The following is a 24893-nucleotide window of genomic DNA, read 5'->3' as shown; positions in this document are numbered from 1 at the left end:
CCGATTAAGGCTTGTGGCCGCAGAAAGCAGGCACTGTTGGGGCGAATTCGCGCTTCAATTGCGATCCATAGACTCGATCAGGGCAGGTCCTGGCGCGCGTCGCGGCAGAGGCTCGTCATCCATGGCAGCCTGATACGCCAGGACCGCGAAGACCACTGAAGCTTGAACGAGATCAGGCCTCGAAGCTCGATCGAGAAAGTCCATGTTCGAATGATATGTTCGGGAGAAATAGTCCAGCCGGTCTTGAATCATATCGAGAGCGGGAATGCCTACCGCATCAAAATAGAGATGATCGCTTCCTGCGAACATGCGGCCTTCTGATATCTCTGAAGCGGTTGCCATCGGCGAGACGGTGGTGACACCGAGATCGCGCAGTGGCTCAATCCAACGTTCAAGAACGGGGATCGCATCTAGATTGTGCCGCGCATACAAACCTCGGATGCGACCACTTCCATTGTCGATGTTCAGGTAAGCTGCCACCTTCCGTGCGGAAGCCGAGTTCGTGGCGCCCGCGAACGGATCTCCGAAGTTCTGAGTAACAAACGCGCGAGAGCCTAACAGGCCGTGCTCTTCCCCTCCCCAAAGCGCCAATCGAATCGTTCGCTTAGGACGAACGCCTACACTCCGCAGCAACCGCATCGCCTCCATGACAACTGCTACTCCGGCCGCGTTGTCGACCGCTGCTGTGGCTGGGTGGAGACCGTCCAGATGGGCGCCCAGAATTACAAATTCATCCGGCTTCTCGCTACCTTGAATGTCGCCAAAAGTGTTAAAACCGTTTCCCTGCGGAGGTTCGGGATACCAATTCACCGCAATGTCGAGCTCTACGGTTGGACGCTGACCCAGTTCTACAATGCGAGCCATTCGGTTATAATGTTCGACCGCGATTACGAGCCAGGGGAGTAGGCGTTCAGCAGCATCCGCACCTGCATTCTCAGCAAGTCTTGTTTGTACGGTTCCACCGTCGATTCGCTGAGTCCTCTGAGTATTCAACAGCTGCTGGAAGGCTACGGCTGGCCGGTCCGTCGTGTCGCTCCCTCGTTCGAATACAGCAATAACTCCCTCGGCTTTGAGGAATTCAATTAACTCGTCGAGCCAAGCATTTCGGCTAGATGAATCCTGCGAACCATACAGGCCGCGCGCTGATGATTGTGACGCAGTGGCAGTGGCCAGCTCTCCGTTGCTGCGCTCGCCACGTCGCCATTGTGGGCCAATTGGAATATTCTCGCGAAGGCCGCGCAGCTCCTCGTCCGTAAAACGGTGAGTAAGAGGCAGTGCTATCGGGCGCACATCGCGGGGGGGTTGGATCAAGACGATTTTACCCCGAAGCTTCCCTCGCCAGGCGGAAAGGTTTGTAGGCGTTAGCAGATCCGCGCGAATTAGCTCTCCCGAAACCATGCCAGGAGTGCCCGGCGTCCATCCTATAGGATAGCCGATCACCTGCATCGGCTGGGGTCCAACCATTCGAATGGCCGATCGCTCGAGCGCCCATCCCATTCCAAACAAAAAATGGTCTCGATGGACTTTCGTGAGTCCCCAGCTCTTCATCTCCTCCATCGCCCAGTCGCTTGCTTCGAATATTGCAGGAGACCCGGTGGTACGCGGGCCATATACATCGGCAAGCCATGTGAGGTGATCCATCACCCGCGACGCCTGTAGACCCTCGTTGCGCAAGGCGGAAATCGTCGCCAGCCGATCAATAGCAGAGGCTGGAATGGCGCTGGTCAGCAGCGTCAGGATAAGAAGAATTCTTAGGAACGTAGTCATTGGCGCTCTCCCGGCATCCAAGCCTCCGAGAGCTCATCAGTCGAAGAATCAGAGCCACACAAAAAAGACCGAGGAACCATAATCAACGGCACCGAGGACAGCTGCAAGATGCCAGCGCCAGCTCGATCGTTGCTCGCTCGCCTGTACCCCCATTCACGGAGCCTAGCTTCCATCTGAACACCGTCTGAGAGGCTGCAATTTTGCCACATCTGGAGACAATCCCTTGACATAGTCTGCTACATAGCCGGCGTGGTCCGCACCAGTCACAACGACAATCTTCCTCCCAGGATTAGCACGAATTATGGAGCCAATGTTTTCAGAGATTTTCTGCTCCCGAGTTTCCGTAATTTGACTTAGAGGCTCGTACTTCGTGCCTTCATAAATCGCCTTGAGCATACGTCGGCGTGCTTTAACTAGATTATGATATCGACCATCGACAAGAGAACATGCAGTTGCAGATGAAAGCAAAATCCGCAATTGCGAACCCAAGGCGTCGACCTCCGGACTTCGAATTTCTTTATCGCTATCAGCCGCTCGCTCAAGTTTCTTGATTTCGCTTATATCGCTCCAATAGTTATCCGGAATCGCACGGCCGATGAGTTCGCTGCCAAGCCAATCGAATCCGACCACCGACTTAGGATACTGTCCTACAAGAGAAACCATTTCAGGGGGGTAATTTCGCGAGAGATAGCTCTCGTCACCCTTTATGTCTTCCTCGCGGATTTCAACAGCCACGATATCTGGGTTTTCATTCCTCACGATATCATAGAGATTTGAAAAGCCATATGAGGACGAGTTCCCATGGAGGCGATGCATCGATGCAATCACGACTACTTGAGCCGGATTTTCTCGACCCTCATAGCGAGCACCTGTCGTACATGCTGACAGTGCGACCGTATAAAATATGAGATAGGGAAACAGGCGCATTCGCCTAACACCCGGCGCTTCTGCTCTCACCACACAGCCGTCTACCCCACGGGCTACATTAATCATATGCAAAACGGAATTCTTTGCCGCAGACCAGAAATGTCCTATTTGGCTTGAAACCGAAGCCTTATATTCTCTTGTATTCATATGTCTCTGTCATTCTGTCGATTTTAGGCGAGAGTAATATCGTGATAATAACTGTCTATAGCTTTAAACGAGCACCTAGATAGAATGACCGTCCGACCACGTCATAAAAGCCAAAGTTAACTCCCGTGAGAGGGATGCCAAACGGTGGAGCGACATCGGTAAGATTATTAACTCCCCCATAAAGCTCGATCCGCTCCGATATGTCGAAGCTCACTTGAACGTCATGGTAGAAACGCGCTGAGTAGTAGCGGGGCGAGATGGCCTCTGGGTTCGTCTGTAGCGCCACTTGGTCGCCATTCGTAAATCGATCAATGTATCGCATGCTATACGTTAGGTTGAAGGGACGCATTGCCCAATTTACCGAGCCGGTCAGTTTCCAGCGAGGAAATCCGATCTCGCCACGCTGAGGGTCGCGCGACGCCGGATCGTTCTGGACGCGAAGATCCGTTAGTTCGTCCAGGTAGGTCCCAATCAGCCGGAAACGGAGGTCACCGGCCCGCTCCAACCTTGTTGCATAGGAGAGCTGAAAATCGATTCCGGAAGCGTTCCTGCGAGCAAGATTGGCGCGAGTTGCGAATACATTCGTGACCTCGCCGCTCGGAGCACGCACAATCAAACGGCAAAAGTCATCATTCAAAGTTGCGCCGTCCACGCAACCGGCAAGGGTGCTATCGCGGGACGCGAAGGAGATCACATTACGAATCCGCACGTTCCAATAGTCTACGGTCATCTCGAAACCGGGCGCGAAGCGCGGCTGCAGGGCAACGCCAACGGTCCACGAGTCGGATGTTTCGGGTGTAAGATCCGGGTTTCCCCCCTGCACAAGGGTCACGCCGCGGCTGTTTGGAGGATCGCTAAAGCCCGTTGGGAGACCTAGCGCGGCGCAGTTGCGCGCACGATTTGGATTGTTGTTGATCAACGTGCGGTCACACGGGTCGGCAATGAAAGTCTGACTGCCCGTTTGAGGTTGAAAAAGTTCGATCAGATTTGGCGCGCGTACGGCTCGAGAGAGCGTTCCGCGAACTCGCACATCACGGATTGGCGCCCACCAACCGTTCACCTGCCAACTCGTATTCCCTCCGCTTAGGTCATAATCGGCATACCGAATCGCGCCGTCGACCCCCAAATCAAATGCGAAAGGCCGATTCTGGAACAGGGGTATGGACAGCTCCGCAAACGCCTCCTTTACTCCAAACGAGCCACTGATCGGCACTGCCCGAGCCTGAGCCGTCGCGCCTGCCTGCAATAACGCGTCTGGCGTCGATCTGAGCTGCTCCTTCCGATACTCAGCGCCGATCGCCAAGCGTGCGGGCTCGTCGCCAAGGTTGAATATCGGCCCCGTGAGTGAGACACTGGCTACATCCTGTTGCAGTCGTTCAGCGATGCTACTTTCAGTGAGAATGTACCCCAGCGCTGCAGCGGAGGGTGCCCCGTTTCCGAACAGGTTTATCGGCACACAAGACGCAATGTCCGGGTCTGTTGAGGAAGGAGCCTCCAGCCGTGAGCGACAGACGGTTGCGCCGGGCACACCAAGAGTCCCATGAACATCAGTGACGGCGTCGACAGCTCTGGCAAATCGGGCGCGAAGAGGATCTGCGACATTCCGCTGCTTTGTGGTGGCACGACTGAACGCGTAACTGGCATCAAGAACCCACTTGCCGGAAGAGCGGACACCGGCGACCGCCCGCGTTAACGTGCGCTCGTAGTTGGCCCCATTATCACCGAAGTCAGTACTAAACCGAGTCAGAAACAGTGGCCCACTCAATCCGGCGAGTGCCGATCTGGCTTGCTCGGTCAAGAATGGGTTACTTTGATCCAGTGGCAGGAAGTTGAATTGGTCGAATGTCAATGGCGCGCCGGTCCGAACCTTTGATTGGGTGCGAGAGTACTTCCCCTCAACGTAGAGCTCCCAAGGCTGGGCGAACTCAAAAGAGCTGTGTAAGTTGACCATCTTACGCTCGAGATGCGGCTGAAGCGTAAGGACGTCGTCAAAGAAGAGTCCGTCGCCCCTCACACCGAATGTTCCACCCTGGTAGGCTGGAGAACCGAGGTTAAATGGTCGGAGAGTTCCATCTTCCTGGAACTTCAGCACGGGCGCCGAAAGAGGGCTTCCAACAGCGACACCGCCGCCTACAGGGACAAAGTTAACACCAATGTTACTGACGAAGATCCGAGCCGGCTGGCCATCACCGGGCCCAGTGTCGGCGGGATTCGTCACGTAAAGGCCATTGCGGTACCTCAGGTTCGCATTGTTAGCTTTCAATAGGCTTGATCGCGCATACTCGCCGTTGACTACAATATGACCGCGGCCGCCTCCGAAACCATGTCCCAAAGTAAGCGTAACGAGCGAATTCTCCGCCGCCCCCCTCTCGCTGATCCCGGTTTGTAAACGCGCTTTAGCCCCTTCGAACTGATCATCGAGAATAAAGTTGACGACGCCTGTTACTGCGTCCGCGCCGTATATAGCAGATGCTCCGCCGGTCACGACCTCGACGCGCTCAATCAGGTCGATAGGTATAGTGTTGATGTCTACGGAATTGAGACTGGCGATACTTGCGACCTGTCGCCGCCCGTTGATTAGGACGAGAGTTCGTTCAGGACCCAGGCCACGTAAGTCAAGTAGATTTAGCCCAGCTCCTCCGTTAGTCACGCTGCCACCTGACGAGAATCGGCTCGACAAGGCAGGAAGTTCAGAAACAATGTCGCCAAGATTGGCCAGACCTCTCGACTTTATTGATTCGTCATTCAAAGTCTGCACGGGTGAGCTCGTCTCGGCGATGCTCGAGCGACGAATCCGGCTGCCGGTAACGATAATTTCCTCGCCTTCGTCTCTCCCTGTATCCTGCGCCTCCGGCTGAGTGGTCGCTTGATCGGCGCTATCTGACGCCACCACGTCAGAGTTCGCTGGCGCCAGCTGTGCAAATGCCGCGGTCGACATGCAGCTTCCGCTCAACAGTAAGGTGACTGTCCGCAGAGTCCCCTTCGAAATCAACCCAAACCGATTCATGGCTGCTTCTCCTGGCCAACCGAATGACGACTGATGCTCGTTCCCTAAGGACAAATCAAAGCACCACCGCACCCTGTCTGGGAGCTTGAAATACGCGTCTTCCCTGTTGCACCCAGCGCAACGATGACTTCCTTGATCGAGCGGAGCAGGCGGATCCCCGCGTCGGCCAAAACTATTGCGTTCGAACGTTACGTCTGAAGCTTCTGGCCGTCTTGCGTCATAGCCCTCGAGCCACTTTGGGCCAAGATCTCCAGCCCCTGGGCATGTGACCAACACGACCTTTAATGTCTCGGACAGGAACCAGAATCTCCGGTGGGGCGGCGCGTTCTTATGAGGAGATACTCGTTCGCCCCCTCAATCCGGGCGGCAATCGAGAGGAATCTCCGTTGTGCATTTAATTTGCTCCATCGCAAAAAAAGCGCTGACGTCTCGCAGTGTAATCGAGCGGATGATCTTCTTGTAGATCCTATCATAATCCTCGATGTCGGCGCAGATCAGCTTGAGCATGTAATCGACATCGCCGCTCATCCTGTAAAATTCTACAACTTCAGGTATTTGCCGGATTGCGGCGGCGAAGCGATCCAGCCATTTCTCCTCATGCTGATCGGTTCTTACTGCCACGAACACGGTAACGGGCAGCCCTAATTTCCGCCGATTCAGTAGCGCTACCCGCCGCTCGATATAGCCGTCATTCTCCAGCTGCTTGACGCGTTTCCAGCATGCATTGGCCGACAGCCCGACCTCCTCCGCCAACCGCGCCATCGAAAGCGAAGCATCCTGCTGCACATGCCGCAGCAGTTTTAGATCCAAAGCATCTAATTTTTCCAAGACCCTACCTTTCGGCTAATTTTGTTGCCTAGAAAATGCCCCCTATCGGCATCTTTGGGAAAAATTCTGCGGCAAGTCGAGATAAGTTCCTCCGCCAAAGGAGGCACCATGCGTCATTTCTTCACGAGTCACCCCGCCAGCGTCGGAGAAACCTATTTCGAGCACATGCACATGGCATTCGGCTTTGGCGCAACAATGATCGTTTCTGGCATCGCCTGTCTGATACACGGGCTGGTCCCGGCCTGGTGCGTTACGACTGGAAGCAAGGCTGTCACGAGGCTCCACAGTCGAATGGTGCTGAAGCGGCGCTCGAAGCCTGCGCACATGGCTCACGTCCTCGATTTCGTCATCTGACTGCCCGCGGCGTGAACTACGCGAGAGTCGGCGCTACCGCGCTGGTCACCCACTTGTCACCGCTGGCAACGGGGCTCCTGCTAACCTGCACAATTGCCGTCGCAGCGCGCTTCCTTGGGACGGTCACGCCCCTTCCCTCTGTCTTCTTCGCGCTCGTTATCGGCATGGCCTTCAGTGGGCTCGGGTCGGATCAGCGGTGCGCTGCCGGTGTCGATGTCAGCGCCAGAACAATATTGAGGGTAGGAGTCGCCCTGTTGGGCCTCCAGATCACTTTTGGCGATATTCTCGGCCTTCCGCTCAGCACCGTGGCCGTGACAATCCTTGCCCTCATAGCTACTCTGGTCGTCGGCTCATTCATCGCTCGCAGCATGGGGGGCCGCCCTCACGGATCGATGGTGTCAGCAGGCGCCGTGGCAATCTGCGGGGCATCAGCGGCGTTAGCCATTGCAGCGGCCCTCCCCAAGAACAGTGTTCATGAGGAGGAGGTTGCAAGAACGGTTGCAGGCATCACGATCTTGGGCACCGTGGCCATGCTGACCTTGCCCACTTTGGGACTTTGGCTGGGGCTCAGTGTCGACGAGATGGGTCTGCTACTCGGCGGCACCATCCACGAAGTAGCCCAGGCAGTAGCGGCAGGTTTCGCGGTTTCCGACGATGTCGGCCAGGTCGCCACGCTCATAAAATTGCTACGCGTCGCCTGTCTCGGGCTTGTGGTCATAGGCATCGCCTGGATCGCGCGTGGAGGCGCGGGGCCGGTTCGATCCAAGACTCCGCTCCTGCCTTTGTTTCTCGTGGCATTCGTTCTGCTCGCATTGATTTCAAGCTTTGGGTTGGTTCCCGCTCCAGCACGAGACGCTGCCGCCGAGATCTCGCGCTGGTGCCTCCTCATCGCCATCGCCGCTCTTGGTGTCCGTACCTCCTTTGCAAAGCTGGTGGCGGTCGGATCTGGCCCACTCCTCGCCATCGCTGCAAACTCAGCCCTGATGGTGGGGATCGTCTTGGCCGGCATTTGGCTCATCCGCGTCTAGCCGGGAGGCCTGTTGCGCAACAAAGGATATACGATGTTCGAGAACCTTGCCGCTCCTGCTCCGGATGCGTTGCACGCCGTCATGGACCGGTATCGTGCCGATACTCGCCCACACAAGATTGATCTGGGTGTCGGTGTATTCCGGGACGAGAACGGCACGTCGCCCATCATGAAAGCTGTGCGTGAAGCGGAACTGGCGCTGGCGCAGGAGAAGGGTGGCACCAAGGCTTATCTGCCTCTCGCCGGGGACCCGCTATTCCGCGATTGCATGCGGAAGCTCATATGGAATGATGCCGATCACGGCAGGATCGCAGCCGTGCAAGGAACGGGCGGCACCGGGGCGCTGCGCCTCGCCGTCGACCTCGTGAAGTTCTCGGCACCTCTTGCACGGGTCCATCTCGGCTTACCCAGTTGGCCCAGCCATGAAGGATTGGCCAAGATAGCGGGACTGGAACTTGTCACCCATCAATATTTCGATCGGGAGACTGCCAGCCTTGATTGGCCATCGATCGAGGTCGCCGCCAATCGGGCCCGGAAAAATGACCTGTTCATTCTGCATGGCCCCTGCCACAACCCGACCGGCGAAGATCTGAGCCCCGAGCAGAGGGAGGCTCTGCTCGCAATCCTTCGCGAGCGCGGAGCCGTCCCGCTCATTGACGCAGCTTATTGCGGCCTCGGAGACGGGCTCGATCGGGATCTGGAAGCGATCAGGCGCGATGTCGATGGTTTCGACCGAGCCTTCATTGCCTTCAGTTGTTCCAAAAGCTTCGGTCTCTACCGTGAGAGAACGGGCATACTTTTCGCAATCACGCAAGACGCGGCCGAGGCGGATATCGTGCAACGGCAGCTCGAGAGGATCAGCCGCACTCTCGTTTCAATGCCTCCGTCCCACGGCGCCGCGATCGTGGCTCACATCCTACAGGACGAAGCGTTGACACAGTCATGGCGCGTGGAGCTAGATAGGATGAAAAGCCGGATCGACACGGTCAGGCTCGCACTGGGGCGCCTCGCCAGTGACGCTCCGGCTCTCGCGAAGGCAGCGCAGGGGCGTGGGATATTCACGCTGCTTCCCCTGAGCCCCGATCAAGTTGATCGTCTTGCCAGCGACTCTGCAATTCATATGCCGGGCTCTGGACGGATTAACATCACGGGCCTGAAAGAGGGCGACGCCGCCCGCCTCGCAACGGCTCTGCAACGGATCTGATGGAAGGACTGGGTGCATGTTCCATTTGCGCGGGTCCTACCAAAAACCAACTACGATCCCCTTCGGCTATTCTCCTGAGCTCCCGGAACTCAGGGATAGGTGTCTAGAGCCGGGGTCGCCGTGCGATAAGGGCAGTTGCGTGAAGTTGTCCTCGAGCCCGGTGGCGAGTCAACTGGCTGGGCTAATTGAAACAAAAAAGGATAACTGGCGAGTGGTCTGTGACAACAGATTCGGCCCTTTGTTTTCGAATGCGACCTCTGCTGAATATCCTTCAGAAGCGGACGCAGCTCGTGTATCAGCTCTCGCAGTAACCGCCAGGGCTATCGGTAGCGATCACGGAGCTCATCCTGCCGTGTTATCAGTGATGCAGTCCTTCCGCCGATTAAGACCTTTTCAGCGTATGAACTGAGTTCCAAAGGATCCCCATTCCAGACAACAAGGTCGGCGGTCTTGCCAACGTCAAGGCTACCCAGTTGGGCGCCTACTCCAAAGATCTCCGCCGGACCCAGCGTCACAGCACGCAAAGCGTCTTCCCACGACAGTCCATAAGCCACCGCTATTCCGGCACCTTGACGCAGCTGACCGACCATCGGCACGTCCGGTTTAGGCGCGGGCATGAAGGCCAGCGTCACTCCCGCTTCCCCCAGGATCGCCGCATTCCTCCTGGTGGCCGCAAGCGTTTCGAAGCTGGATGGGAGACTGACGAACGGACACAGTATGACCGGAATCCTCGCCTCCGCAATTTCCCTCGCGACCATCCAGCCTTCCGCTGCGCCGAAGAGGATCGGCCTCAGGCGGGGATAGGAAGAACGCAACGCCAAGACCTGAAGAATATCGGATGCGCGCTCGACATGAACCATGAGCGGCACGATGCCTTCGACCACCGGACGAATTGCCTCGAGATCGGCCTGCTTCAGCGCCTTTTCGCTATAGGCCGGTTCGGCACCCGCCTTTGCCATGCGCAACGCGTCGAGAAATTCGATCCATGCCGCACCCCGTGCGCCGCCTGCATTGGTTGCTCCGGTTGTACCAAGCTCGACGAATTGAAAAGCGCGGGACCGGAGCAGGATAGGATCCTGCGGCTTCATGGTGACCAAGGCACCAAATCCGGAAAAGATATGGGCGCCAGCGGCCGGAACAGCCGCGGCACGCGTGATGCCCTGCGAGCGCGCGACCGCAAGCGACGTAATTCCCGCGCTCAGACCAAATTGAACGTCGAACGCCGCGCTGTAGCGAGACCCTCTGGCGCTGGCATCATTCGCGTTGGCGAAGGCGACCAGTTCCACGAGGCCAAGCTGCGAGGAGGAGTCGAACAATCCCGGCGTCACCCATTTGCCCTTGGCATCGATGACCTCGGCATCGGCGGGCACGGCGCCGCCTTTGGCCACCGAAACGATTTTGCCGTCGCGGACGATCACCGTTCCACCTTCGACCGTTCCTGCTGGGCCCATCGTGACGATCTTCCCGTTGACGATCGCAATGGTTCGGGCCGAAGCCGGTGCGGTGGCCGCGAGCAGAAGCAATAGGGGCGCGAGCAGAAGCAATAGGGGCGCGAGCAGGCGGATCATGATGCTTTCCTTGCGCTCGGATGACCGAGATCGAAATCGGATCCCTGGTCGATCGACGGATCCCGACGATCATAAGTGACGGTGCCGTCGACGAGCACGAGGTCCGCTCGCGTGTAGACACTGAACGGATCGCCCGACCAGAGCACGACGTCGGCGCGCTTGCCGGGCGCAAGCGTGCCGGTTTGATCGTCGATCCCCAAGGCGCGTGCCGGGTTTCCGGAAATCCAGGACCATGCCGTTGCCTTCGAAATTTCCATCCCCATCCGCCGGCCCGCGAACATCGCCTTGGCGGCGTCCTGGTTCAACTGCTGGATGCGATCGTCGGAATCCGAATGCACGATCGCGCAATTTCCCTTGGATGCGACCATCGCCACATTCTCGGGAATGCCGTCCTGCATCTCCATCTTATAGCCCCACATATCAGCCCACATGGACGCGCAGGCGCCATTCCGGCGGAACAGATCACCGAGCTTATAGCCTTCGACGGCATGTTCGATGGTCGCGATTTGGTAATCGAATTCCTTGGCGAGATCGAACATCTGGGCGATTTCGTCCGCGCGATAGCAATGGATGTGGACGCGAATGTCGCCGCGCAGCGCCGCCGCCATCGATTCAAGTTCCAGATCCCTGGGCGGCGGCGATGCTGCGGGATTGGCGGCCTTCGCCTTTTCATAGGCGTCCCAGCGCTGGCGATAGTCCGACGCGCGGATCCACGCCGCGCGATATCCGGCCATGCTTCCCATCCGGCTGGATGGCGCCCGGCGCATGTCGCCATAGACGGTCTTGGGATTCTCGCCGCAGGCCATTTTCAGGCCCTGCCCGGCGCCCGGGAACTTCATCCCCTGCACGGTGACCGATCGCACGTTGCGCAGCACGACGGAGCGGCCCGCGAAGAGATTGGTGGATCCCGGAAGGATCTGCAGGGTTGTGACCCCCCCCGCCCTCGCCCGCGAGAAAGCGGGATCCTGCGGCCAGACGGAATGTTCGGCCCAGACCTCCGCCGTGTTGGGATCGGATATCTCATTTCCGTCGGACAGGGATTTGACCAAGGGCGAGGCATAGACGCCAAGGTGGCTGTGGACGTCGATGATGCCCGGCGTGACCCAGCGACCACGCGCGTCGACCACCTTCGTCCCGGGCGGGATGGCAACATTCGTTCCGACGGCCACGACCTTTCCCTCGGCCAGAAGCACGGTCGCATCGTCGATCTGATCGCCCGCGCCATCCAATATCGTGGCATGGGTGAAGGCGGTCGGCGCCGACGCGCCTGGCTGATAGGTGGATTGATAGAGTGAAGCGTCGGCCTCCAATGCCATTTGGCCGTAAGCCACCCCAGGCTGGAGCAGGGAAAAAAGGGCGAGAAATCCCGCTGACCTCAATCCGTCCCTCATACCTTGCGTCCTCCGCTTCGCGCGGTCGCCCGCAACAAGCGTCCGGCGACGCCGATCCTGTGACCACCTTCGAAAGCCGGAACGCCATTGACCATGACCAGATCGAACCCTTCGGCCAGCAGCCCGGGATCGGCGTAAGTGGAGCGTGCCCGGATCTTGGCCGGATCGAACAGGTTGAGATCCGCCTTGGCGCCGACCTTGATGACGCCCCGATCGGCAAAGCGCATGATATGGGCCGGAAGGCCCGATGCTTTCCGGATGGCCTCTTCCATCGGCAGCAGGCGGCGCTTCACGACGAATTCTTCGATCCACTTGGCATAGGTGCCCGCAGAGCGCGGATGTCGAATCCCCGGCGCACCGTCGGTCGCGATCGCGACGAAGGGATCGAGCAGCAAAGTGTCCTGGAGTTTTTCGTCCATCGTGAAATGGGCGCCGGCGCCGGCGCCCGGTCCGATCTGAACCAGGAAGTCGGCGAAATGCATGCCGGCTTCCGCCGCGGCCTGCTCCACCGTCTTGCCGACATAGGGCTTTGTGCCGAAGAGCAATGCGCCCGGCCCTCCCCGCTTGATCATGCGTTTTCCGAGATAGTCGCGCAGCTCCTGGCGGCGTTCGGCAAGCACTTTCCCATAATCCGTCGGGGGAAGAGCCCATTGCGGAAAGAGGATCGCCACGCCCGTATATCCGGCGAGATAGGGGTAGGCGTCCGCGGTGAGGTCTATTCCCTGCCGCCTTTTCTCGGCCATGAAATCGAGAAGCTGCCGCGCGCGCTTCTCACCTTTTCCGTAAATGACCTTGAGATGGGAAATGTGCGGCCGCGCGGGCAGGGAGGATGCGATCAATTCCTCGATCGAGCGATCGATGATGTCGTCATCCTCCGATCGCATATGGCTCATCACTACGCCGCCATAGCGGCTGACGACCTGCCCCAGCCGGGTCAGCTCGGCGGTTTCCGAATAGATGCCCGGCACATATTCCAGACCGTAAGAAAGGCCATAGGACCCGGCGCGCAATTCCGCATCCAACTGCGCAGCCATGCGCTGCAATCCGTCCGCATCGGGGCGCCGGACGGAATCGGGAATGTCGACGACGCGCCGCAGGGTGCCGTGGCTGGACAGAGTGGCGACGTTGATGTCGATCCCGGCGGTTTCGACCGCTTTCATCCAGCTGCGGAGATCGCGATTGGGACCCGACCTTCCGACCACGCGCGGCCCACTCCCATCCTGGCCCAGCACGACGGTGGTGACCCCCATCGCCAGGAAAGGCTCGAAGGATTGCTCCAACGGATCGCCATGGGCATGGGTATCGATGAAACCGGGGGCAAGGATACGGCCTTCGCCTTCGATCCGACGGCCGCGGAAATTCGACGAACGCGCCGAGGGCGGCGCGATAGTCGCGATGCGATCGCCCTGCACGATCACGTCGGCAAGACGCGACGGCACCCCCGTTCCGTCGACCAACCGCACCTCGCGAAACAGGATCCGTGCATCGCCCTGCGGCTTGGCGACGGCTGGCAGCGTCGACAAGGCAGCGGCGGCTCCGGCGCAGCCCATCAGTTGACGCCTCGAAAAAGAGTTTGTCATTGGATTTCCAAGGAAGAGCCGCCTTCATAGGCGAACAGAGCGGGCGCGCCGCCGGTATGAAGAAAGACCGGGTCCCGCACTTCACCCAATTTTCCCCGGGTGAGGAGGTCGATCATTCCGGCCATCACCTTCGCCGTATAGACGGGATCGAGCAGCACCGCTTCCGCACGCGCCGTCGCGATGAGCGCTGCCGTGGACTGGGGCGTCGGATAGCCATAATCGGTGCCGACATATTGGTCGTAGACGATGATATCCTCGTCCTTCACCGGGAGGGAACGGCCAAGGGTAAGGCCGATCTGAGCGATGACGTCCCGCACCTTGCCGCGCTTGATCTCGGCCGGTTCGGAAACGGAGATGCCGATGACCTGGCCTTCCCATCCCGCCAGACGAAGGCCCGCGAGCAAGCCGCCATGAGTGCCAGCGCTGCCCGTTCCGACGAAAATGTGGCTCGGCGCTATGGATGCGCTCGCGAAGTCCGAAACCAGCTCGTTCGCGCAAACGACATAGCCGAGCGATCCGAGGCCGTCCGACGCGCCGAGCGGCACGACATAAGACCGTTCTCCTGCCGCCTCGAGCCCGAGCCGCAGCGCCTCGATCTTTTCCGAGGTCGCCTCTTCGGCATCGGCGACGAAATGCAGCTCGGCGCCGAACATGTCGTGCAGCAGGCGATTGCCCGATCGGAGATAGGAATCGGTCGTCGTCTCGAAGGCGGAGTGCAGGACCGCCAGACATTTCAAGCCCAGCTTGGTTGCCGCGGCCGCGGTCTGGCGGACATGGTTCGATTGCGACCCGCCGCTGGTAATGACCGCCGTCGCTCCCTTCGCCAAGGCGTCGGCGAAGGTGAATTCCAGCTTGCGGGCCTTGTTGCCGCCCAGCGCGAAGCCTGTGCAATCGTCCCGCTTGATATAGAGACTCGGCAAGCCCAGCTCCGCGGCAAGCCGCGCCATCGGATGAAATGGCGTGGGCCCATGCACCAAAGGCGTGCGGGCGAAATCCTCCGGTCTCACTTGGCGGCCTTTCCGTCGAACAGCGGGAAGATCCGCTCGAACACGGCCTCGCGCGTCTTACGATAGAGGCTGGCATTGCCCTTGACCGAAAGGTTGCGCGTGTTGTTGGCGAAGATCACCGCCGTCTTGCTGACGGGATCGATATAGACGTAATCGTTATAGGCCTTCTGCCCGCCGGTATGGCCGACATAATGGGCGACGCCGCCGGACTTGAGCGGATAATTGATCGTGAAGAATGTGAAGCCCATCTTCTGGTCGAGATCGTCGCCCGCCGCGATGGAACAGCGGGGCTGCTGCATTTCCGCGAGGGTCTTGCGGGACAGGACCAGGTCGTAATTCCTGGCGTCTCCAGTCCCGTTCCAGAAATTGAGCCAGCGCACCATGTCGTCCAGCGTCGAGTTCCAGCCGCCATTCGCAACCGTCGCGCCGGTGTCCAGCTCGCGACCCTGGGGTTCGGCCTTGCCGTCGCGGATGAAGTAATTGTTCGTCTTGTCGGGAACCAGGAAATAGGGTGTGTTGTCGAAATAGCTTCGGCTCATACTCAGCGGCATCAATATGTTCTTGGTCACATAGGATTCGAAGGAATCACCGGTGACGATCTCGATGACCCGGCCGAGCATGCTAATCCCAGGATTGGAATAAGAGCATCTGCTGCCGGGCTCGAAAGCGATCTCCGAATAAGGCATCATCGCTTCGACCTGGGACCAGTCCGCCGGCTCGTGCGGCTGCCACTCCTTTTCATGGTCGCGCCAGGGGAAGGTCGACGCCCGAAGGCCCGAGCTGTGGGACAGGAGATGCCTGAGCGTGATCTTGTCCATCGGCCCAAACGGATTATGGACCTTTCGCACCTCAGGCAGATATTTGACGATCGGATCGTCGAGGTTGATCAGCCCCCGATCGCGCAACTGCATCAGGGCGACGCCGGTCAGCGTCTTGGTGATCGAGGCCCAGTGGTAGATGGCGCTCGCATCGACGGGACGACCGCCGTCCAGGTCGGTTACGCCATGATATTCGGCGCGCGCGACACGCCCCTCCTGGACGAAGTAGAGGCTGGCCGCGACCGTTCCTTCGCTCTTGGCGGAGTCATGGAAGATCCTGGCGACATCCTTCCAGGCCGCATCGAATCCGGCCGGCGCCTTGCCCTGGGCGGAAGCGGACGCTGCTGCGATCAAGGCGAGGCCGGCCACCGCCGCCCGGGCTGCGTGCTCGATTTTCACTTCTTGTCTCCGCTGGGGGCGTAGGTGGTCGGGGCCTGGGTGCGGATGTAGAAAAGGCCATCTACGGCCTTGTTCCATTCACCCTTGATCGGCTCGAAGCCGAGCAGCCAGGACAATTGCACACCAGGCATAGCGCGCTTGAGCGCGTCACCATCGACAAACGCATATTCATAACCGGCGCTGCCGATCCGGGCTTCGATCGAGCCCGCCGGCGCCAGGCCCTTGTCCGTCACGTCACGCTTGGAGAAGCTGCCGACGCGCCCCCCGCCCGAAGTGAAGGCGAGCACATAGGAATCCTGCGCATGGCTGTCCTGGATCTCGGCGCCCATGGGGATCATCCCCTGCGCTTCGGTGGTCTGCAAAGTCGTGCGATCGCGAACGATATGCGAGGTTGCCGCCCAGACGATGATCTTGCGGCCGGGAAATGCCTCGCGTGCCAGCCATTCAAGATTGTCGGCCATTTGCGCGTCGCGCATGTTGAAGACTTCGGCCGTCTGCTCGGGAATGCGCTTGAGGAAGATCAACATGCGCGCCGTGCTTTTGACCATCTGGCGCCAATAGGCCGCGTCGGGAGGAGACGCCGCGGCAATTGCATTCTCGGCTTTGCGGCCCGCCGCCTCCAGTTCTTCCAGCTTATATTTCTGCAGAGCCGCTGGGCCGGCGCCGAAACTCTCCTGCAAGGCCGTAGCGAGGAAATTCAGCCCGCCGCTCTTATCGCCGACCCTGGCCGACATCGCTTTCAGCTCCCCCGGCAATGCGCGGGAGAGTGTGTTCGTCGGCTGCATGTCGAAACCGGAAGCTGTCAAGGGCCGGGAAGCCGCCTTCTGCGCGTCCATATAGGCCAGAAGCGGCTTGAACTCGTCGCTTTGAGGCCAGACCGGAAAAATGGCCTGGGCAAGGGCAACGCTGGGCTTCTCGCCGGCATCGATCAGCTTCTGCGCGGCATAAAGATCGTAGATCCCGCTCTCAAAGGCGATCACGTCAAAGCCAAGCTTCTGGTGCAGATATTCGATTACCCTCGTCTTCGCGAGGAAGGTGCTGCCATCACCGTGGCCCTGCTCGCCAAGCAGAACGATACGGGTATTGCCGATCGCCTTCCCAAGCGGCGCCAGGTCGCGGAAATCGGTATCGGACGGATCGATGGACCGGATCTTTTCCACGGCTAGGTCCCTGGCCGTGGCAGGCTGACTCGACGCCGCCCAGCCGAGACTCAGGGCAGCCGCTAGCCACATGTTCAAAATTCGCATTGTCATACTCGCTCAAATCGCAGGGAAGGCGCGCCTCACCATTTCTTGGTGATTTTCAGGCTCACGAAACGGCCGATCGGATCGGCATTGGCGGGATCGAAGCCGAGGATACCGAACTGAAAGTCGTTGCCGATGAACGGCGGTTCCTCGTTGAACAGATTGTCGATGCCGAGATCGAAGCGCAGCCCGCTCAACAGACCGGCCTCCTGCTCCGTGGTATAAGAAAAGAACAGATCCACGGTCGTGAAGGACGGGATCTTGATCCGGGTCGCAGGCCGATCGTCCTCATAACCGTCGACATAGTTCACGAATAGATTGGCGCCCCAACCGCCGCGCTGCCAGCCAAGGCCCGCCCGCAATCTGAAGTCGGCCGGGCGAAAAATCAGGTCGACATTCTCGAAGATCGGCGTGACCGAGCTCGACTGGCTTTTGAAATCGAGAATGTAATTGCCGCTCAAGGTGGCGTTGAGGTTCCCGATCCCAGCCTCGACCGCATAGCCGAGATCGAAATCCACGCCCCGCGTGATCGTCTGCGCCACATTGATCGTCTGGATGAAGGCGATCAGGCCGACATTTGCCGTAGACACGCCGAAATTGTTGAACACTCCGGCCTGGGCCTGCGAGCTCGCCAATATGTCGCTGACCAATTGGGCGCTCGGATTTTCGATGACCGTGCCTGGCGGCAGCAACTCGGGCGAGGCCAGGAAGATATTGAAGATGTTGAAGCCGCCGCCCGGCACGTCGACCTGCGCGATCCTGTTCTTGAACCTTGTGTCGTAATAGGTCCCCTTGAACGTCAGTCGCCCGCCCCCGAGCCGGGTCGCGGCATCGAAGCCCGCGGTCCAGCTTGTCGATGTCTCTTCCTGCAGATTCTCGGTCGTGCCGAGCACAAGCAATACCGTGCGAGGATCCGGGACTTCCGGATTCTGCACCAGGAGAGCGTTCAATATGTCGTTGGTGAAATAATTGGCCTGCATGTCCCGGGCATTCAGCTGGCCGAGATCGGGCGGATTGAAGGAGGTGCCGTAGGAAGCCCTGAAGTTCAGGTCCTTGATGGGCGACCACAGCACGCCCACCTTCGGATTAAAGGTACCGCCGAAGTCGCTATAATCCTCGTATCGACCTGAAAAATTGACCTCGAGCTTGCGAAAGCCGGGCACCGCATTGGCCGGGCCGAAGATCGGCACGAGGATTTCGCCATAGCCATATTTGACGTTACGGCCGGCACGACGATCATTGATTCCCGTCAGGCGATTCGTGGTGGAAAACCTTTCCTCGCGGAGGCCGAGGCCGACCGCCGCTTGGACGTCACCGCCCGGCAGGGCAAAAAGCGGTCCGCTCATCTTGCCTTCGCCGCCATAGAGGGAGGAAAAGGTCCTTCGCGACGTCCCGACGCCGGCTCCCGGCACGGTGGGGGTGAAGGTTGCGCTGTCAACCTCGCTGTAGACGCCGGAGAGATCGAAGCTCCAGCCACCACCGACCTCGCCCCTCAGACCGCCCATTGCGCTGATTTGATCGGTGTCGGCGTCCGTGACTCGCGTGGCCACGGTTTGGGTATTCGAACGTACGACGCGCGCGTCGCGCTGCGCGTAGAGAACGCGTCCCCAGGCTTCCAGCTCAGGGCCGATATGCTGGGTAACGCCCGCCATGGCCGCATGGCGAACCTGCCGCGGCAGCAGGTCGATCGGGCGGTTGATGGGGCGGGAAAAATCCTTGTCGAGAACGCTCAAGGATTCCCTTTTGTAAAAATCATAGGTGACGATGCCGTGCCCGCTGCCCCAATTCGCGCCGAAAGTCTGACCCGCGCGATATTCTGCGGAATCCCCTTCGGTCACATTGCCGTAGGCAGCGAAGCTTTCGGCACCTTCGAAGCTGTCGCGCAGCTGGAAGTTGACGACGCCGGCGACGGCATCACCGCCATAGATTGCGGAAGCACCGTCGGTCAGCACCTGGATGCGCTCGACAGAATTCAGGGGCAGCAAGGAAATGTCGACGAAGTCGCCAAGATTGGATGATGGCGCCAGCCGCTGACCATCGACCAGGACCAAGGTAGCCCCCGAGCCGAGGCCCCTCAAGTTTACGCTCGATCCCAAGGCAAGGTTGGAACCGGCCGACGGGTTCTTGGGCGAACCGCGCACGAGCGAGTCATTCGAACCCCCGGCGAAATTCTGCGGCAGATCGCGAATGAAATCCTGCACCGTTCGCGCGCCAGAACGCTGAATGTCCTCACGGTTGAAATCGTGCGTGGGAGAACTATCCGGGCGCGCGCCCCGTATATTGGTGCCCAGCACGACAATCTCGGCGCTCTGGTCAACATCTACCGCCTCCGCCCGATTGCCGCTGGCCGGCACGATGGCGACGCCGTTCGGGCTACGCACGGACATCAATCCCGACCCCGTGAGGAGAGCGTCAAGGGTAGCCTCGGCGCCAAGACCACCACGCGCGCCCGGCGACATCCGTCCGCTGACGTCTTCATCGCGATAGACGACATTGATGCCGGTCTGCCGTGCATAATCGTCCAATGCCGATTTGAGGCTCCCGGCCTTGATCTTCAGATCCGGCGCCTGCGCCTGCGCCTGCGCCGAGGCCGCTCCCGCCGCAATGATCGCGATCGCCGCGGTGGCCATACCGAAATTACGCATCATTCCCATCTATCATCCCCCTGAGCTGCGCGCCGCGATTTCCGCGTGCGATTGGGGGGTGAGACGAAGCGTCCTGCCGATTCCTGTATTCAGGACCCGCCTTTCACGAAAATTTTTTCATGATCGGTTTCGACCCTGAGCCCGAAGCCGTGCCGGAGCAGATAAGTGAAGTCGTCGACATCGTTGGCGTGGAAGGTGCCCCCGATCCGCATGCCCGCGACATCGGGAGCAATGACCAGCTGACGTACATTATAGCGATTGAACTCGGCCGCCGCCGATGCGAGCGTTTCGCTGTCGAATGTCAGGACTCCCTGCCGCCAGCTCGTTTCTCGATTGACCTGGTTGACACCGCGATGCGCCAGCAATGTCTGATTGGCCCGCGCGACCATCATGTCTCCGGCCGCGGCGATGATCGCGGATTCCGATCGCTCGCCATTCGTGTCGGCAATTCGGACCTTGCCTTCGACAACTGCCACTTCGACCAGGCCTTGATCGCGCCGCACGGAAAATTTGGTGCCCACGACCGTGATCCGCTTCGACCCGGCATCGATGACGAAAGGAAGCCGGGAATTGCTCGCAACCTCGAAAAAGGCTTCGCCGCGGGCAAGCACGATATGGCGCTCGCGCGACGTGACCGAGGCTTTCAGGGCGCTTTGCGTGTTGAGCTCGATCCGCGAGCCGTCCGACAAGGCGATGCGTTGCCGCTCGCCGACCTTGGTGTTGAAGGATTGAGCGGAAGGCTGATTGACGATGACGCCGAAGGTCGCGGCGAAGCCGATCAGCAAAGCGATGCTTGCCGCGATCAACGGCCATGGGCGCCGTGCCTCATGCTCGGGTTCGGCGGGACGCAGAGCCGCCGCCTGATCCGCAAGCCGCCACGCTTCCGCGAGACGGAGATAGGCGACGCGATTGGCAATGGACGCTCCGATCCATTCGGAAAAGGCGTCATCCTGCTCGCGACCGAGACCTGCCGCATCGCGACGTGCGACCCACTCGGCCGCCTGTTGTTCGACATCAGCGCTCATTTGCATGCTCATGATATGAATCGGCCCTTGCAGCGGCCTGCCTGTCTTCGCCGAAAATTCGCTCGGCCAGCATTTTCACGCCCTTGCACACTTGAGTTTCGACAGTCCCTTCAGCGATCCCCATTCGCTCCGCTATCGCGCGTTGTGGAAGGCCCTCGATCTTGCGTAACATGATCACCTCGCGGCAGCGCGGCGGCAGCGATGCGATCGCCCGCCGCAGCTGGCGGAGCTGATCGCGAGCCTCCAGCCGCGCCTCCGCCGACAGATCCTGCTCGGTCACGTTCAACCCTTCGAAATCCGCAACCAAATCGAGCGACACGATTCGCCGGCGGCGCGCTTTGTCGATCAGCAGGTTCCGTGCGGTTGCGAATACGAACGGCTTGGTCTGGAGGGGCCGCGCATTCAGCGCGGCGCTATAGCATCGGGCATAGACCTCCTGGCGCAGATCGGCGATTTCATGCGGATCGCGCCAATGGCGTTTCAGGAAGCGAACAAGCGCCGCCTCCAGAGGCAAGACCTCCGCCAAGAACCAACGATCCACCTCTTCGCTCATCAAAGTTCCCGCAAGGACAAGATGCCCTCCAAATGTGCCTATGACGAGCCACCAGCACAATTCCTGTACACGAAAATTATATTTTTTTTGCCCGATTGACGCGCCAATAAGCCCTTAATACGCAAAGGAAAGTTTCGGCTGCTTTGGCCTGGAACGTGGCGCGCGGCGCCTTGCGACTCTTCACATCGGTTCAACAGCGGACGGCTTTGCATGAGCATGATTGCGACTCATCCCTCGATCCCTGCCGTCCTGCAGGCGATCGATCTTTCGAAGTGGCTGCCGCTGGGAGATACCAGGATCGATATTCTTAATTCCGTTTCCCTGGAGGTCGTCCACGGCGAATGGGTTGCCGTCACCGGGCCATCAGGTTCGGGCAAGAGCACGTTGCTGGGCCTGCTCGCGGGCCTCGACGAGCCGAGCGGCGGCGAAGTGCGGCTGTCCGGGCAGAACCTGTTCGACGCCCCCGAGCCTGAACTGGCGCGAATGCGCAACCGCGCCATCGGCATCGTTTTCCAATCCTTCCATTTGATCCCGACCCTGACGGCATGCGAGAATGTGGAAGTGCCGATGCAGATCGGGCCCGATCGCGCCAATGCCTCTCGTCGCGCGCGTGAACTGCTGGAGATGGTAGGCCTCGGAGATCGGCTGCATCATCGGCCTTTTCAGCTGTCGGGAGGCCAGCAGCAAAGGGTCGCAATCGCCCGCTCGCTCGCCAACAGCCCCGACCTCATCCTGGCAGACGAACCCACCGGCAATCTGGACAGCAAGACCGCGACCGCCATCCTGGATCTTTTTGATCGGCTGAAGCGGGACCTTGGCCTCACCATCGTCATGATCACCCATGATCCGGGGGTCGCGGCCCGTGCCGACCGGACCATCACAATCGTCGATGGCCGCGTCGCGGCCCCGCCCCAATGAAAACGGCGCGCGCGCATATGGCGGCCGCTTTCGCGGCGCGCTACGCAATGCACACCTTATTTCGGGAAAAATGGCGGCTTGCCGTCGTGCTTCTTTGTATCGCCTGCGGGGTCGCCTCCTTCACCGCGCTGCAGCTTCTTGCCGAAAGCATCCGCGCCTCGGCTTTGCCGGATTCCCGCGCGCAGCTAGGCGGAGACCTAGCATTGTCGTTGCCCGGGGAAGCGCCGATCCCGCCGGAACGGATGCGCGCGCTTCACAACATGACGCGCCATCACGACATCATCCTCTCGCCGCTCGCGGAGGCACAAGCCAATTTCGCCCGAAGCACGGACAGCGGGCGGCTCGCTTTCCTGAACAACGTAGTCGCCGTCGATCCCCTGCACTTCCCGGCCGCCGGGGAGCTGCGCGTCGATGATGGAATCGATACCCGGGCGATCCTCCTGCGCGGCCAGGCCCTCGTCACGAGAGACATTGCGCAGCGGCTCGACATTTCGCCCGGCGACCGGATCGTGATCGGCGGCGGCGACGTGCCTGCTTTCGAACTCGACGTGGGCGGCATCGTCACCATGACCCCCAATCGTCGCGGCCTTAGTCTATTCTACTCGCTCGATCGCGCCCGGACCGCAATTCCCGGCTACAGGGGACCGACCCGCATCCTGCTGGCTGATGAAACGAGCGGGAGCGGCGCCAGCGCCGCGCTCCGCCCAGTGCTGGCGAAGGCCGGTTGGATCGTTCGAGCGCCCGCGCTCGCGCGCATCGATTCGACGGGACGTGTGATCGACCTGCTGCTCCGCGGTGCGAGCCTGATGGCCCTGATCGTCGCGATGATCGGCGTCATCTTGTCCGTCAGGTTGTTCATGGCGCGGCGGCGCACCGAATTCGCCGTCCTTGCTGCTTTGGGCTCTCGCCGTTCCGACATATTCAGGCTGACGGCAATCGAAGCCTTGTTCCTCGGCGGTACCGGCGCATTGCTCGGCGTGGCAGCCGGAATCGGGCTGGCCGGGTGGCTCGTGTCCCGTTTGTCGTCGACCGGCCTCGTCTTTCTCATCGATCTTCGGATGGACGCGTGGACGATCGCGCTCAGCTGGGCGTTGGGCGTTGCAATCACCTTGAGCGCCTGCACCTGGGCGGCGTTGCTCGCCGCCGATCGCTGGCCTGCTCGCTCGTTTCGCCAGTCCGCAACAGGCATCTCGGCGATTGGCGGCGGCGACCTTCGCTGTCTTTGGCCCACATGGGCGGGGACCTTGCTGATCGCGGTAGGTTCGCTGGGCGGCGAGATCATCACGCTGGCCGGCGTGGTGGCGGGATTGGCCGCGCTGGTCCTTGCCGTGGCGCTCTTTGCCGGGCTTCTGGCCGCCATCGCGCGCCTGCCGCTTGCCGTCGGACGCCATCTCCGAACGGCGCAAACGAACCTCACGCGCCGAAAATGGAGCACGGCAACGGCGCTCAGCGCGCTTGCCATCGGTCTGTTCACGATCCATCTGGCAGCGGCCGCCTGGTGGAGCAGCTATGACCGCCTCCAGACGCGTGAAAATTCCGCCCCGGCAGCCAATCGTATCCATTTGACCCTCCCCGCGTCGGAGCTAGCCCCGGTCCTGCCAGCGCTTTCGCGTCGATATGCCGATGACTTGATGGGTGGCGAGGTAAGCATCGTCCGGCCAGCGACCTTCTCGATGAACGGCAACAGCCAAGATCTTCGTATTCGGCTGTTCGCGCCGTTGACCGGTGGTCCGTCGGAGACGATGATGTATCCGTCGCGGAGCGACGATGTTCGAATCCGCAAGCTGGGCGATGACACGTATGGATCATTGACCATCGGCGATGAGACTCTTCCCGCCCGCCTGGGCACGGGACGGCCATCCGGCTTCAACCCAACCTTCTCGTCCACGACAGCCGTAGGCATCAGCCTCGAGCGCTTATTGTCGCTATCGGGCGATGGCTCCGCTTCGGTCATAGTGGAAGGCCGCACCGCCGCAGCATCGGCCCGGCTACTGCACGACATGAGCCGGGTCTACGATCGCTTCCTGGTCTATGGCGACAGCGATATCCGGGACGCCACCGGGAGCGTCTATCGTGGCCTGTTCGCCCTTGCGGGAGCCATGGCATCGCTCTCCGTCGCGATCGGGATCGCCCTCCTGGCGAATTCGGTTGCCCTGGCCGTCTACGAACGAAAGGCGGAACATGCCTTGTTGCGCGCGCTCGGCTATTCGCGCGCACAGATATTGGCCCTCATCTCAACGGAATTCGGCCTGTTCGGCTTCATCGGCGCCTTTGCCGCAATCGGCGGCGCGGCCGGTGCCGTCTGGCTCGTCAATGCGGCCGAGCCGCTCGCCCAGTTGAAGGCGCCTTTCTGGCAAGCGCCCGTCCTGATCATTTTTTCCTCGGTTGCCGCCGCCCTGATCGCTTCAGGCATTGCCCGGCTTGCGCTTCGCGCGCCGCCGATGGCGGCGCTACGCGGGGAATGACGCGCCAAGTTTGAAGGGG

General features: G+C 60.2%; 18 protein-coding genes. 5 read left to right on the top strand and 13 right to left on the bottom strand.

What is annotated here, in order from left to right; genetic code table 11:
• Positions 1-54: 54 nt before the first annotated feature.
• The 4 genes from RQX22_RS06915 to RQX22_RS06900 all read right to left on the bottom strand — a co-directional run bounded on the left by RQX22_RS06915 (position 55) and on the right by RQX22_RS06900 (position 6676).
• The gene (locus RQX22_RS06915) at positions 55-1767 is read right to left on the bottom strand and encodes a M20/M25/M40 family metallo-hydrolase (protein WP_315724933.1); all 1713 of its coding nucleotides are present in this window, start codon (positions 1765-1767) and stop codon (positions 55-57) included.
• 162 nt (positions 1768-1929) lie between these two features.
• Positions 1930-2841, bottom strand: a complete 912-nt coding sequence (locus RQX22_RS06910) for a hypothetical protein (protein WP_315724931.1) — start codon at positions 2839-2841, stop codon at positions 1930-1932.
• Between the two features lie 55 nt (positions 2842-2896).
• On the bottom strand, positions 2897-5779 hold the full coding sequence (locus RQX22_RS06905; RefSeq protein WP_315724929.1) for a TonB-dependent receptor domain-containing protein: 2883 nt from the start codon (positions 5777-5779) through the stop codon (positions 2897-2899).
• A gap of 423 nt (positions 5780-6202) precedes the next feature.
• Positions 6203-6676, bottom strand: coding sequence for an Lrp/AsnC family transcriptional regulator (locus tag RQX22_RS06900; protein WP_315724927.1), 474 nt, complete (start codon positions 6674-6676; stop codon positions 6203-6205).
• A 108-nt stretch (positions 6677-6784) separates the two neighbouring features.
• Here RQX22_RS06900 and RQX22_RS06895 point away from each other — a divergent pair, with 108 nt between their 5' ends.
• The 3 genes from RQX22_RS06895 to RQX22_RS06885 are packed head-to-tail and all read left to right on the top strand — an operon-like array spanning position 6785 to position 9261.
• On the top strand, positions 6785-7030 hold the full coding sequence (locus RQX22_RS06895; protein ID WP_315724925.1) for a DUF6356 family protein: 246 nt from the start codon (positions 6785-6787) through the stop codon (positions 7028-7030).
• A complete protein-coding gene (locus RQX22_RS06890; RefSeq protein WP_315724923.1) occupies positions 6922-8058 on the top strand; it encodes a YeiH family protein in 1137 nt (378 codons plus the stop codon). Before RQX22_RS06895 ends, RQX22_RS06890 begins: the two co-directional genes overlap by 109 nt.
• A 33-nt stretch (positions 8059-8091) precedes the next feature.
• A complete protein-coding gene (locus tag RQX22_RS06885; protein WP_315724921.1) occupies positions 8092-9261 on the top strand; it encodes an aromatic amino acid transaminase in 1170 nt (389 codons plus the stop codon).
• Between the two features lie 320 nt (positions 9262-9581).
• Here RQX22_RS06885 and RQX22_RS06880 read toward each other — a convergent pair whose 3' ends face one another.
• From RQX22_RS06880 to RQX22_RS06840, 9 genes are all read right to left on the bottom strand, one after another.
• Complete coding sequence (locus RQX22_RS06880) at positions 9582-10829, bottom strand: amidohydrolase family protein (RefSeq protein ID WP_315724919.1); 1248 nt, start codon at positions 10827-10829, stop codon at positions 9582-9584.
• Positions 10826-12145: an amidohydrolase gene (locus RQX22_RS06875; RefSeq protein WP_315724918.1), complete on the bottom strand. Its 1320-nt coding sequence runs from the start codon at positions 12143-12145 to the stop codon at positions 10826-10828. Before RQX22_RS06875 ends, RQX22_RS06880 begins: the two co-directional genes overlap by 4 nt.
• 71 nt (positions 12146-12216) lie before the next feature.
• Positions 12217-13770, bottom strand: coding sequence for an N-acyl-D-amino-acid deacylase family protein (locus RQX22_RS06870; protein ID WP_315724916.1), 1554 nt, complete (start codon positions 13768-13770; stop codon positions 12217-12219).
• A gap of 26 nt (positions 13771-13796) precedes the next feature.
• On the bottom strand, positions 13797-14774 hold the full coding sequence (locus RQX22_RS06865; protein ID WP_315725543.1) for a D-cysteine desulfhydrase family protein: 978 nt from the start codon (positions 14772-14774) through the stop codon (positions 13797-13799).
• 29 nt (positions 14775-14803) lie between these two features.
• Positions 14804-16024 carry a serine hydrolase domain-containing protein gene (locus RQX22_RS06860; protein WP_315724914.1) on the bottom strand — a complete coding sequence of 407 codons (1221 nt, stop codon included), beginning with the start codon at positions 16022-16024 and terminating at the stop codon, positions 14804-14806.
• Positions 16021-17184, bottom strand: coding sequence for an erythromycin esterase family protein (locus RQX22_RS06855; RefSeq protein WP_315724912.1), 1164 nt, complete (start codon positions 17182-17184; stop codon positions 16021-16023). The genes RQX22_RS06860 and RQX22_RS06855 overlap by 4 nt, the downstream gene beginning before the upstream one ends.
• A 122-nt stretch (positions 17185-17306) precedes the next feature.
• Positions 17307-19916: a TonB-dependent receptor gene (locus RQX22_RS06850; RefSeq protein ID WP_315724910.1), complete on the bottom strand. Its 2610-nt coding sequence runs from the start codon at positions 19914-19916 to the stop codon at positions 17307-17309.
• Positions 19917-20002: 86 nt separating this feature from the next.
• Positions 20003-20938, bottom strand: a complete 936-nt coding sequence (locus RQX22_RS06845) for a FecR family protein (RefSeq protein ID WP_315724909.1) — start codon at positions 20936-20938, stop codon at positions 20003-20005.
• Positions 20928-21479 carry an RNA polymerase sigma factor gene (locus RQX22_RS06840; protein ID WP_315724907.1) on the bottom strand — a complete coding sequence of 184 codons (552 nt, stop codon included), beginning with the start codon at positions 21477-21479 and terminating at the stop codon, positions 20928-20930. The genes RQX22_RS06845 and RQX22_RS06840 overlap by 11 nt, the downstream gene beginning before the upstream one ends.
• 228 nt (positions 21480-21707) lie before the next feature.
• Between RQX22_RS06840 and RQX22_RS06835 the strand changes: the two genes are divergently transcribed.
• A complete protein-coding gene (locus RQX22_RS06835) occupies positions 21708-22409 on the top strand; it encodes an ABC transporter ATP-binding protein (protein WP_315724905.1) in 702 nt (233 codons plus the stop codon).
• A complete protein-coding gene (locus RQX22_RS06830) occupies positions 22406-24874 on the top strand; it encodes an FtsX-like permease family protein (RefSeq protein WP_315724904.1) in 2469 nt (822 codons plus the stop codon). The genes RQX22_RS06835 and RQX22_RS06830 overlap by 4 nt, the downstream gene beginning before the upstream one ends.
• Positions 24875-24893: the final 19 nt, after the last annotated feature.

The sequence above is a fragment of the Sphingosinicella rhizophila genome (assembly GCF_032378825.1).
Taxonomy (GTDB): Bacteria; Pseudomonadota; Alphaproteobacteria; order Sphingomonadales; family Sphingomonadaceae; genus Allosphingosinicella; species Allosphingosinicella rhizophila.
Note: the sequence above shows the minus strand (reverse complement) of the source record. Positions and strands in the feature narration are given on the sequence as shown.